The sequence below is a fragment of the Bradyrhizobium sp. genome (genome assembly GCF_049586575.1).
In the GTDB taxonomy this organism is placed as follows: Bacteria; Pseudomonadota; Alphaproteobacteria; order Rhizobiales; family Xanthobacteraceae; genus Bradyrhizobium.
Map to the genome: position 1 here is coordinate 1 of NZ_JBAVCF010000125.1, position 11,187 is coordinate 11,187.

The 11,187-nt window shown below is 61.7% G+C and carries 14 protein-coding genes; 3 read left to right on the top strand and 11 right to left on the bottom strand.

From position 1 onward, the window contains the following. Positions 1-150 precede the first annotated feature (150 nt). The 4 genes from WB528_RS04360 to WB528_RS04375 form a co-directional block, all read right to left on the bottom strand. Positions 151-909, bottom strand: coding sequence for a metal ABC transporter ATP-binding protein (locus WB528_RS04360; protein WP_423887203.1), 759 nt, complete (start codon positions 907-909; stop codon positions 151-153). Positions 910-911: 2 nt separating this feature from the next. After that, positions 912-1,100 carry a hypothetical protein gene (locus WB528_RS04365; protein WP_423887204.1) on the bottom strand — a complete coding sequence of 63 codons (189 nt, stop codon included), beginning with the start codon at positions 1,098-1,100 and terminating at the stop codon, positions 912-914. 57 nt (positions 1,101-1,157) lie between these two features. Beyond that, the gene (crcB, locus tag WB528_RS04370; protein WP_423887205.1) at positions 1,158-1,532 is read right to left on the bottom strand and encodes a fluoride efflux transporter CrcB; all 375 of its coding nucleotides are present in this window, start codon (positions 1,530-1,532) and stop codon (positions 1,158-1,160) included. A gap of 133 nt (positions 1,533-1,665) precedes the next feature. Beyond that, positions 1,666-2,262 carry a superoxide dismutase gene (locus WB528_RS04375; RefSeq protein ID WP_423887206.1) on the bottom strand — a complete coding sequence of 199 codons (597 nt, stop codon included), beginning with the start codon at positions 2,260-2,262 and terminating at the stop codon, positions 1,666-1,668. Between the two features lie 229 nt (positions 2,263-2,491). On the opposite strand from WB528_RS04375, the gene WB528_RS04380 reads away from it, so the two are divergent. Continuing rightward, positions 2,492-3,022, top strand: coding sequence for a GNAT family N-acetyltransferase (locus WB528_RS04380; RefSeq protein ID WP_423887207.1), 531 nt, complete (start codon positions 2,492-2,494; stop codon positions 3,020-3,022). A gap of 58 nt (positions 3,023-3,080) precedes the next feature. Continuing rightward, a complete protein-coding gene (locus tag WB528_RS04385) occupies positions 3,081-3,527 on the top strand; it encodes a DUF2147 domain-containing protein (protein WP_423887208.1) in 447 nt (148 codons plus the stop codon). A gap of 7 nt (positions 3,528-3,534) precedes the next feature. Here WB528_RS04385 and WB528_RS04390 read toward each other — a convergent pair whose 3' ends face one another. From WB528_RS04390 to WB528_RS04405, 4 genes are all read right to left on the bottom strand, one after another. Continuing rightward, positions 3,535-4,698, bottom strand: coding sequence for a DUF3095 domain-containing protein (locus WB528_RS04390; protein WP_423887209.1), 1,164 nt, complete (start codon positions 4,696-4,698; stop codon positions 3,535-3,537). A gap of 155 nt (positions 4,699-4,853) precedes the next feature. Further along, a complete protein-coding gene (locus tag WB528_RS04395) occupies positions 4,854-5,588 on the bottom strand; it encodes an SDR family NAD(P)-dependent oxidoreductase (RefSeq protein ID WP_423887210.1) in 735 nt (244 codons plus the stop codon). After that, positions 5,581-6,966 carry an ANL family adenylate-forming protein gene (locus WB528_RS04400; protein WP_423887211.1) on the bottom strand — a complete coding sequence of 462 codons (1,386 nt, stop codon included), beginning with the start codon at positions 6,964-6,966 and terminating at the stop codon, positions 5,581-5,583. Before WB528_RS04400 ends, WB528_RS04395 begins: the two co-directional genes overlap by 8 nt. Continuing rightward, positions 6,953-7,198: an acyl carrier protein gene (locus tag WB528_RS04405; RefSeq protein WP_423887212.1), complete on the bottom strand. Its 246-nt coding sequence runs from the start codon at positions 7,196-7,198 to the stop codon at positions 6,953-6,955. Before WB528_RS04405 ends, WB528_RS04400 begins: the two co-directional genes overlap by 14 nt. Positions 7,199-7,300: 102 nt before the next feature. On the opposite strand from WB528_RS04405, the gene WB528_RS04410 reads away from it, so the two are divergent. Beyond that, on the top strand, positions 7,301-8,176 hold the full coding sequence (locus WB528_RS04410) for an acyl-CoA acyltransferase (RefSeq protein WP_423887213.1): 876 nt from the start codon (positions 7,301-7,303) through the stop codon (positions 8,174-8,176). A gap of 24 nt (positions 8,177-8,200) precedes the next feature. Here the strand turns inward: WB528_RS04410 and WB528_RS04415 are convergent, their stop codons facing one another. The 3 genes from WB528_RS04415 to WB528_RS04425 all read right to left on the bottom strand — a co-directional run bounded on the left by WB528_RS04415 (position 8,201) and on the right by WB528_RS04425 (position 10,795). After that, positions 8,201-10,033, bottom strand: a complete 1,833-nt coding sequence (locus WB528_RS04415; protein WP_423887214.1) for a long-chain-acyl-CoA synthetase — start codon at positions 10,031-10,033, stop codon at positions 8,201-8,203. Positions 10,034-10,265: 232 nt separating this feature from the next. Further along, positions 10,266-10,421, bottom strand: coding sequence for a Flp family type IVb pilin (locus WB528_RS04420; protein ID WP_422257315.1), 156 nt, complete (start codon positions 10,419-10,421; stop codon positions 10,266-10,268). Between the two features lie 191 nt (positions 10,422-10,612). Next, on the bottom strand, positions 10,613-10,795 hold the full coding sequence (locus tag WB528_RS04425; protein WP_423887215.1) for a hypothetical protein: 183 nt from the start codon (positions 10,793-10,795) through the stop codon (positions 10,613-10,615). Positions 10,796-11,187: the final 392 nt, after the last annotated feature.

The following is an 11,187-nucleotide window of genomic DNA, read 5'->3' on the forward strand; positions in this document are numbered from 1 at the left end:
ACCTTCACGAACTTCGGAAAGTCATGGGCACTAGCAAACTTATTGATTCTAGTACCGCTTTGTCGATCTGAAGTCCCTGATCGAATTCGCCGCTTGTGGCGCAGGGACTTCGGATCGGCGGTACTAGAGTCTCGATTCAAATTCGCCGCACTAGGCGGCCTCTGAAGCGTCTACATCGACCACGCAAGCGGCCGCTCTATCGTCAAAGGCCTCGCACATCCGTCGCGCCTCGGTGAGATTCTCACTCGTCAGCGCCTCGCTCGTTGCGCCCCAGGCGACCTTGCCTCGCGCCAGCAGCAGCGTTTCGGGAAAATGGGCGCGCACGAGATCCATGTCATGCAGCGCCGCCAGCACGGTGCGCTTCTCGGTATGCCATTGCTTGACCAGCGCCAGCAGGTCGGCCGAGGTCTTCGCGTCGATCGCGTTGAAGGGCTCGTCCAGCAAGATCAGCCGCGCGTCCTGCAACAACACCCGCGCAAACAGCATGCGCTGCATCTGGCCGCCCGACAGCGTGCCGATGCCGCGATTCTCGAACCCGCTCAAGCCCACCGCGGCCAACGCCTGCGCGACTCTCGCGCGGGCTTGCCCGTCGATACCGCCAAAGAAGCCGGTTCGGCGCCACAGCCCGGTGCCGACGAAGTCGAACACCGAAATCGGAAAGCTGCGGTCGATGTCGGCCGTTTGCGGCAGATAGGCGATATCCTTGGCGTCGATTCCGCCGGTCACGATCGTTCCCGCCAGGGGTTTCAGGATTCCGACAAGGCCGCGAAACAGCGTCGACTTGCCGGCGCCATTGGGACCGACGACGGCGAGCAAGGCACCGGTCGCGACGTCGCCGCTCAGATGATGAACCGCCGGGTGCCGGTCGTAGCCGAGCGTGACATCGCGAAATTGCAGTTGTGCGGTCATGTTCACTTCATCGCGAGCCAGACGAACGCCCACAGCGCGGCACTCACGGCCGCTGCCGCCATGAGCCGGGAAACCACCGCCATCCGCAGGATCGACCATGTCACCGCCTGCGCCGGATGCGGTGCTGCCGGCCCGTGGCTATGGGGGTGGTGATGCGGATGGGCCTGATCGTGGGAGTGGGCGGGTACCATTCCAAAATGTTATATTATAACATTTAGGGAGTCTATCGGAGCAGGCCTAAAGGCTGCTCAGGTGATCGAGCGCACCAAAGCCAGCCCGGCAAAGAGGCCGAGGATCGACAAAACCACAGACCCCAGCACGTAGAGCGCGGCCGGCCCCACCTCGCCACGCTCATACAGCAACCCGGCGTCCAGCGAGAACGCTGAAAACGTCGTGTAGCCGCCGAGAACGCCGGTCATCACAAACAGCCGCCAGGACTGCGCGGCGTCGCCCTTGAAGGCGAGATAGCCTGCGATCAGGCCCATGATGGTCGAGCCGGTGATATTGATGATGAAGGTATGATACGGGAAATGGGTCCCGAGAAAGCGCGGGCAAATCACGTTCACCGTGTGGCGCAAGACCGAACCCAGCCCGCCGCCGATAAAAACCAGAACATAGTTCATCGTTCAAATTCCCAAAGGCCAAGCTGCCGGCATCATCGGTTTTGCCGCAAGCCTGCCACGCCTGCAAGCTGCAAACGCCAACAAAAAAGCGGCAGCGTGAGCTGCCGCCTTATGTCAACGATGCGATCGCTGATCAGGCTTTCGAGAACAGTTCGTCAACATATTCCCAGTTCACCAGATGATCGACGAACGCCTTCAGATAATCCGGGCGGCGATTGCGATAATCGATGTAGTAGGAGTGCTCCCAGACGTCGACGCCGAGGATCGGCGTTGCGCCATGCACCAGCGGGTTTTCGCCGTTGGGTGTCTTGGAGATTTCGAGCTTGCCGCCCTTCACCGACAGCCAGGCCCAGCCCGAGCCGAACTGGCCGGCGCCGGCGGCGGCAAAGTCGGTCTTGAATTTCTCGAGGCCGCCGAGGTCCTCGTTGATCTTCTTTTCCAGCCGGCCGGGCAGTTTGCTGCCGCCGCCATTGGGCTTCATCCATTTCCAGAAATGGATGTGGTTGTAGTGCTGGCCGGCATTGTTGAAGAGCGCGGCATTCTTGCCGAACGAACCCTTGACGATCTCTTCCAGGGACTTGCCCTCGAACTCGGTCCCCTTGAGCAGGTTGTTGCCGTTGGTCACATAGGCCTGGTGATGCTTGTCGTGATGATATTCCAGCGTTTCCTTCGACATATGCGGCGCGAGGGCGTCGTAAGCATAGGGAAGGTTGGGAAGCGTGAAGGTCATGGGGTGATGTCCGAAAATGATGGGAGACAACTTTTAACGGAAACCCTTATAGAAGGTTCCAACGCTCTTAAACACTTGAATTTGCCCCGATCGGCCCATCCGGCGTAGCCGGCCCGGCTATGGATCATTTCGCCGTGAGATTTCCGGGTTTCTGTCGTTTCCGTGCCGGCTTCGGTAACTTGCTGCCGCGCGAGGCGTATGAGGATCGGAGCGGCAGCAGGCGGATGTCATGAGTGTCGAAATCGAGATTGTGAGCGGCGATGGAGGCTGGCCGCGGGCGGAAAAACTGCTCGACGCGGTGTGGCCGCCGGCCGAGATGGAGAAGCTGTCCTGGGGTCAGGTCAGATGGGCGCACGCGGATTTGCGCGTGCTGATCGAGACGGACGACGGCGCGCTTGCCTGCCATGCCGGTATCTACTTCAGAACCGTGACCTGGAACGGCCAGCAGGTCCATATCGGCGGCATCGGCGGGGTCGCCACCCACCCCGACTGCCGGCGCCGCGGCTATGCCAGTATCGCGCTCGATGCTGCCGTTCACACCATGCGCGATCACGACGCGGCGCAGTTTGCGCTGTTGTTCTGCGAACAGCACAACTTTGAATTCTATCGGTCGCGCGGCTGGGAGCCCTTTACCGGCGCGGTCTACGCCGAACAGCCTGAGGGCAGGATCCGCTTCGACGTCATGACGCCGTTCGTCCTGGATCTGAAGCGGCGCGCGCCAACGCTGGGCACGCTCGACCTGTGCGGCCTGCCCTGGTGACGGATTTGCGCAAGAGCCATTTCTTGTTATGCAAGCCGGCTTTTTCCCGGAGAGATGGATGACTTGCAGATTTGAGTTCGTACTTGCGATAGCGGCGCTAATGGCTCTAACCCCAGCGAAGGCGCAAAACGCCGCCGCCGGCAGCCCGGATGGAGTTTGGCTGACTCAGGCGGGGGATGCGAAAATACGTGTCTCGCGATGCAGCGGCGGAATTTGCGGGGTTATCGTCTGGCTGAAGGAGCCGATTGATCCCCTGACCGGAAAACCTCAGGTCGACGACAAGAATCCCAATCCGGCGCGCGCAAAGCGCCCGATCATCGGGCTTTCGCTGTTTTCCGGCATGCGGCCAGCCGGTCCCAACCAGTGGTCGGGCCAGATTTACAACGCCGACGATGGCAAGACCTATGCGAGCAAGGTCTCCGTGACCGGACCGGCGACGCTGAAGGTCGATGGCTGCGTCGGCGCGCTCTGCGGCAGCGAAGACTGGAGCCGAAGCTCACGCTGAAACCGCGTCAGGCTTGGACTGCCGGTGTCGCCTTCAACGCGGTGGCAGCGGAGGCGTAGCCGCCGCGTGCGCCGTCGATGAAATGGACGTGGTCGCTGCGCATCACCGACGGCGTAAAGCAGGTCATCATCGCCGCATCCTGTCGATGCAGGCCGTATCTCGCGACGCCGGCTGACGCCGCGGCCGTGAGGCGTCCGCTCAAGCTCTGGTCGAGATCGGGCGTGCAATCGAGCACCATCCGCAGGCAATCGTCGTATTTCCGGAAGTCGGAATTCTCCACGACCTGCTGCACATAGATTTTCGGTACGAAGTCGCCGACCTTGATGCCGAAGCGCATGACGCAATAGGCAAACAGCGTGTTGGCAAGCACGCTGAGCCGCCTTTTGAACAACGACCCGCCACGCTGGGCCCGCGCTTCGAATTCGACACCGGCCGGCGGCCAGCGCAGCGGCGGACCGCCCGGCGGCACCGGCCGGCCCTGATCGGGGCTGCGTTCGACGAGCGTGACGATGTCCTCGATCAACCGGCGATAGGCGGCGGGATCGGCGCCCGGCGCCGGCAGCACCATCACGGAGAGAATGAGACCGCGCATGGCCGGCATCTCCTCGAACCGGCACGAAAGCCCGGACAAATCCGGTTGCGTTCCAGGTGGGGCGGCCGGAATGGCGAACTCGCCGCGTTTCATCGCGGCTTCGGCCCAGCCAAGACCGCCGCCGGAAAACATTGCATAGGAGAGATTGAGAGACGGCCCAAAACGCGCCACGCGAACGTCCAACCCTTGCGCCCGTATCGCCGCCACCGGCACCAACGCCACCCGCATCTGTAGATCGAGATCCTCCTCGACCCAGACGGCCGTTGCAGCGAGCGCCTCCCGCGCGCGCTCCAGATCGGACGGCGCGACCGCAAAACTTGCGCCATCGCCGCCGAACACGAACGGAAATTCGCGGCCCTCAAGGGCGTTGGTCACCGCCGCAATGACCGCGGCACCGGCCATGTTGACCGACTTGTAGCGCGCCTGCGCAATCGCCTTGGTGGATTCGACGATATCGGCCACCCCGATGGTCCAGTCATCTGGAAGCGGCGAATAGAGGTCCGGGTCCATCAGCCGCGTGAAGCCTCGAAACACCGGAATGGTGCCGTAGAACTCGTCGCTGCTGTTGAATGCGGTCATGGCGCGCAATCGCAAGGGAGTTGGGACAGATACGGCGCAGTTGGAAAATAGGTTCAACCGGCCAAATCGTCGCCGGCGAGACCTCCGCGAGGCTATATCGCGGGCCGGCAAAATCAAAGCCGCGCGGTGGCGGGCGGTTGATCAGGACTGGAGGCTCAAGCCGTATTTCCGGCATCGACGGTCAGCACCGTGCCGGTGATGTTGCGGCCGCCATCGCCCAGGAGATATTCCACCATGCTTGCTACGTCGTCCGTTTCCGGCAAGCGACGCAGCGCGCTGCGGCCGGCGATGCGCTGCTTTTGCTCGGGGCCGAGGCTTTGCGTCAATTCGGTATCGACAAAGCCGGGTGCGATTGCGTTGACGGTGATTCCGAGCTTGCCGACCTCGCGCGCCAGCGAACGGGTGAAACCGGTCGCAGCCGCCTTGGTCGCGCCATAGACCGACAGGCCGTTGTAGCCGGTGGAAGCAATGATCGAGGACATGTTGATGACGCGGCCACCGCCATCCGCCATCATGTGGCGCACGACATATTTGGTCAGAATGATCGGCGAGAGCACGTTGAGGCGTATCAACGCCTCGATCTCGCTGTTGTGCATCGTGGCAAGCAGGCCCTCGGTGCCGATGCCGGCATTGTTGACGAGGCCATAGATCGCACCGAATTCATCACGCAGGCCTTTCACGAACGCGGGAATGGCGTCGATCTCGCTGAGGTCGAACGCGCGAAAAGCAATGCGTCCGTTTCGCCGCTTCGTGGCCGTCTCGATGCCGCTGCGCAACTCGTCGCTTTCGCGGCGCGCCACCGCGATCACGTTGTAGCCCGCGCCTGCAAGCCTTTGCGCGATCGCTAGCCCAATGCCGCGGCTGCCGCCTGTCACCAGAACATTATGCATCTGATCGCGCGAGCTTTCCGGCCGCCGTAATGTCGAGCTTCTCGACGAATTTGATCATGGCAGGCACCTTGTGGGGCGCAAGCTTCGCCCGGCAACTGCCGATGATCCGGGCCTTGATTTCATCGCCCCGGCTTGCGTCGCAACCGTCGGCCAGAACGACGTCGGCAACCACGATCGCGCCAGTGATCGGACTTTTGCGCGCCTTGACGCGCGACATGCGCACTTCGTCATGCCGGTTGATCACCGCCTCGATTTCCTCGGGGTGAACCTTCAACCCGCCGATATTGATGATGCCGCCGCGGCGGCCGACAAAATGATAGCGATCGCCACGCAATTCGACCATGTCGCCGGTGTCGACGAATCCTTCTTCGTCCGTCAACGCGCTCGCATGGCGACCGACGTAGGCGTGCGCCGCGCGCCGCGATCGGATCTGGAGACAGCCGTCCACGACCCTGATTTCGACGCCGTCGCGGTTCGTTCCGACCATGTCAGCGGGAAAGCCCTCACGCCCGTCATTGACGGCAAAACCGACACCGGCTTCGGTCGAGGCATAAGCGTGGCCGATCGAGGCCTCGGGGAAAACCTGATGCAGACCGTCGAGAACGGCCTGGTCGGCGATCTCACCGGAGAGGCGGACATAGCGCGGCGAAAACCCCGAAGCCGCACCGCTCATCAACAACTTGCGCCAGTGCGAGGGCGTACCCGACATATGCGTGACCGCCTTTTCGTTCAGGCGGGCGATGTGGTCTGCAAGAGCTTCGCCGGACTCCGACAGCACCAGCGATCCGCCGCCGATGATCGCGCGCAGGAAAATCTGCAAACCGCCGTAACGGCGGATGTCGTAGAACGTCGCCCAGATCGGCCGGGTCCCGCGCGCGGGGCCGTCGGCGGCGATCGCGCCGGTCAGTCCTTCGAGCGTGTGGCCGACGATCTTTGGCAGACCCAGCGTGCCGGACGTGAGCATCAGCCATTCGGTCGCGCGCTCGGTCTGCGTGCGGGGCGCGGCTTTCAAATCCACGCTGGCGGTGACGACCAGCGGGATTCCCGGCGTCGCGAACCGATCCGGCTGATCGGTGACAACGGCATCGATCTCGGCGTCTTCGACCAGAGCCTGAAGGTGGTCGGCATTGAGATCCGGCGGGCACAACAGCATTCGCCGCGCGACGCCGTCGATCTCGAGCATGACGAGAGCGGCGAGAAATTGACTCGAGACCGCAAGCAGCACCGACCGGCCGGAGAGTTCGGCAAGCCTGCCGCCGAGGCAGGTCCGATCCGCAATATCCGTCAGCGATGCAAGGTGACGCGCGTCCGAGAGCGTGCGGCCCTTCAGGCTGGGATCGAGATAGCCACGCAGCGCGAAGATTTCACGCGGGGACATTTTCATAGGCCTTGATGAAGTCGCCTATCGTGAGAGGAAAGCTCGCATCCGCCGATATAGTAAACGGATCGACACCGATTTCATCTTCCAGACGTGCCACCAATATGGCGAACGCGAGCGAGTCAAAGCCGGTCTCATGCAGCGACAGGTTATCTTCCAAAGGCGGAAGAGCGACATGTTGCTCGGCGGCGATCTGCCGGATCGCTGAAACAATCTTTAACCTTACCGACATGGACTACTCCGCATTCTCATAAAATTTTGAGAGTCCATGATAGAGCGAAAAGGTGAACTAACACCCTCTTCGCGCGATCTTTTACGTCCATTGGTAAATACCATGCCTGCCGTCCAGCCGCGGTTCCGCGAGATACAGGAGAGCGATGTTGAGGCGATTGCGGACCTCTTGACAAGGGGCTTCGTGCATCGGAGCCGCGACTACTGGATGCGTGGGCTGCGCCGGCAGGGCGCCCGATCGCTGCCGCTGGATGCGCCGCGCTATGGCTATCTGATGGAAAACGACGGCAAGCCAGTCGGCTGCCTGCTTCAGATCTATTCGACGAGAACGATCGATGGGCAGGCCGCCATCTGCTGCAACAATTCGAGCTGGTATGTCGATCCGGAGTTCCGCAATTATGCGGCGCTGTTTGCGTCGATGACGCAGAAGCGCAGGGATGTGACCTACTTCAACGTCACACCGGCGCCGCCGACATGGCCGATCCTGGAGGCTCAGGGCTTCAAGATCTACTGCCGTGGCCTCTACTTCTCCTTTCCCGCGCTATCCCGCGCCGGAGCCGATATGCAAATCGAAGTGGTGACGCCGGATACGGCCTCTATCGCCGGCGTGCCGGACGACGAATTGGCCATGCTCAAGCGGCACGCCAGCTACGGCTGTCTCAGCCTGGTTTGCCGCACGGCGATGGAGGCCGTCCCCTTCATTTTCTTTTCCCTGCGCAAGCGCCGCGGCATCATCCCGCTGCCCGCCCTTCAACTCGGCTTCTGCCACGAGATCGCCGACTATGTCAGATGCGCGGGCGCGATCGGACGCTATCTGCTGTGGCGCGGCAGCCCGATAGTAATCCTCGACGCCAACAGCCCGATCGCAGGCCTTGCCGGAATCTACAGCGAGGCGCGCGGCCGCAAATATTTCAAGGGCCCGCGCCAGCCAAGATTAGGCGATCTCGCCGATACCGAGCTTGCCATTTTCGGGATGTGAAGTGAGCGAGACGCGCCCGCGGCGTTAAAGCCGGATCGCCCCTTCCGATAGCCGCGCGAATTCATCGGCGCGAAGCGGCATAAAGTCGCCGGATTTCGGATCCCGAAAGAACAGCGGCTCGGCGACGTGGCGCGGATCGAAGCCCGCGCGGATCAAGTCCTGCTTTTTCTGTTTGAAGGTTTCGGTTCTGTCGAGCGCCGCGCTGAGGCGGATGAAGACAGGGCGGGCGTAAGCCGGCAGCCGGCGCGCGAGATGATCCCTGAATTCGGCAAAATCGAAGCTGGCATCGGTGACGATCGCAGCCATTCCGGCGCGGCCGTCGGCGCCCGGCACCAAAACGCCGTAGGTGACCGCGTCGACGACACCGGGACACTCCAGGATCGCCTCGTTCACCTCGGATGTCGCGACATTCTCGCCTTTCCAGCGAAACGTGTCGCCGAGGCGATCGACGAAATGGAAGAAGCCGCCGGCGTCGATCGTCATCAGGTCGCCGGTTCGAAACCAGGCATCGCCCTTGGCGAAGACGTCACGCAGGATTTTCTTTTCGGTTTCGGCGGCGTTGGTGTAGCCCTCGAAGCGGCCACCGGCCCCCTCGGCTGTCCCGATCCGTCCGATCGCTTCGCCTGCCTCTCCACTCCCGCACGCCACGCAGAGGCCGTCGGCGCCGCGCAGGGGGATATTGGTTTCGGCATCGATGCGAACGATCGCGGCCGGGAAACGATGCGCCAGCAGCGGCGGAATCCGGCCGATCGCGCCAGGCTTGCCCTCGACATTGTAAAGCGAGAAATTGCCTTCGGTCGCCGCGTAAAACTCCAGGATGCGCGGGATTGCAAACCGCGTCTGAAAGCCTTCCCAGATATCGCCACGCAGGCCGTTGCCGCAGGCAAGACGCAACCGGTGCCGCGTCTCGAATTCCGAGGCCGGCGCCTTGAAGAGATAACGGCAAAGTTCGCCGATGTATTGAAAAAGCGTGCAGTCGAAGCGCACCACGTCGCGCCAGAAGGTGCCGGCGGAGAATTTCTCGGACAGCACGACGGAGGCTCCCGCGGCCAACATGCTGCAAGGCGCGACCACGCCGCCGACGCTGTGAAACAACGGCAGGCAATCGAACAGCCGATCCTCGGGCGAGGCATCCGTCAGCCCGGCAAACCAGCCGCCCCAGTTCAGGATGCGGCGATGGCTGATGCTCGCGGCCTTCGGCAAGCCGGTCGTGCCTGACGTATAGATCAACAGCGCCCGGTCATTGATCGACACGTCGCGGCGTTCGGTCGAGGTGAGAGGCGAGCCGTCCAGATCGGCCAGGACCGTGTCGATGCTTGTTTCGGCCTCACCGCCGCCGTGCCACCAGACTTTCGGCGCGCGTTTCAGGCGTGGATGAACTTCCTCGAAAGCGGCGGCGAGATCGCGTCCCACGACGATGTGAGCGGCCTCGGCCACGTCGATGCAATGCGCGAGCGACGACCCGACGAGTTTGGTGTTGATGAGAGCGGCGACGGCGCCGACTTTGGTGATTCCGAGCCAGGCGGCGAGATAATCGGGTTGGCCCGGCAGGAAAAGGCAAACCGTCTCACCCTTGCCGATTCCCGCCGATAGCGCCCATCGCGCGTAGCGGTTGATCCGGTCGCTCAGGTCCCGATAGCTGAGGGTCGCTTGCTCCGAGAGCAGGCTCGGGCGATCCGGCTGGCGCGCCGCCCAATCCTCGACGAGATCGGCAAACAACCGGTGCGGATCGGCCTCGATGCGAGCGGTCCGCTCAATGGCTTTCAGCCAGATCTTGGCGGTGGACGGCTTGCCGCGCGACTGCGCAGCCGCCAAAGGCAGTTCACCTGTCGCGTGCTCAGTGACGCCTGCGTTCATGACCGGACACTTCTTGCGGAACCGCTATCCTATACCTGCCATGCTATAGCTGTCTTGGCCTGACCAGGTGTTAATCGGCAGGGTTAAGCCAGGCGCGACTTATCTCGGGTGATCCAGCAACAAAAGAAAAACCCGTCCGCGGCAATGCGGACGGGCTCATCGGATTTCCGCTGAGAACGGAAAATGCGATCGCCAGATGTCTTGGAGTAGTTCTCGGTCATAAACCGCGGCGTTATTTCAGCGACGTGTTGATGGACGTGAACTTCGTATTCAGATTGGAACCAAGACCGTTAACGACAGCGATGATGGCGAGGCTGATGCCCGCGGCAATCAGGCCGTATTCGATCGCGGTAGCGCCCGACTCATCGGCCCAGAACTTCGAAAGAATCTTCGTCACAGTACCTCCTGTACACACAAGCAACCCGATACTCGGGTCCCAAGGTCGGCACTGTGAGGTTAACTCATTAAAATCGAGCAAATTAGCGCAATGAATAATTAATTAAGCCGGCGGCTCTGCTCCTGATGGAATCGCAGTGCGGCCACCGCGCAAACGAATTCGCGCGGCACAAATACCGGGATCTATCCGGCGCAGACGACGAGATTTTCCTCGGTGAAGAACTGGAGCGCGCCGTAGCCCTCCATGTCCACCGCATAACGAAAGTTGCCGTCCGTGGTGGGGAAGACCGCAATGACGACTCCGTCCTCGTGGTCGTCGGTCGCCTTTTCAACCCGTTCGCCAATCGCAAATTTGGCCATCGCCATGTTCCTTTTCGGGAATCTTATCTCTGATTCTGCGGCAAACAGGTTAACGGTCCTTAAGCAAATGCGTTCGTCAGACCGCCTGCAACCTGGCCGAAATTACCGGCGTGCCGGCGATAAGTTCTTATGGACGCGTAAATTTTTCCCGTGACGACGCAAGCCCGCGTGCGGCCCCCCGATTCTTACGGTGTCGGCCTTTTGAAGCCATTGAGATGATCAACCGGCGATAGTTCTTTCATTCGGCCTCTGCCCGCATGGCCCGGATTGGCGCTAGTACCGCCGATCCGAAGTCCCTGCGCCACAAGCGGCGAATTCGATCAGGGACTTCAGATCGACAAAGCGGTACTAGAATCAATAAGTTTGCTAGTGCCCATGACTTTCCGAAGTTCGTGAAG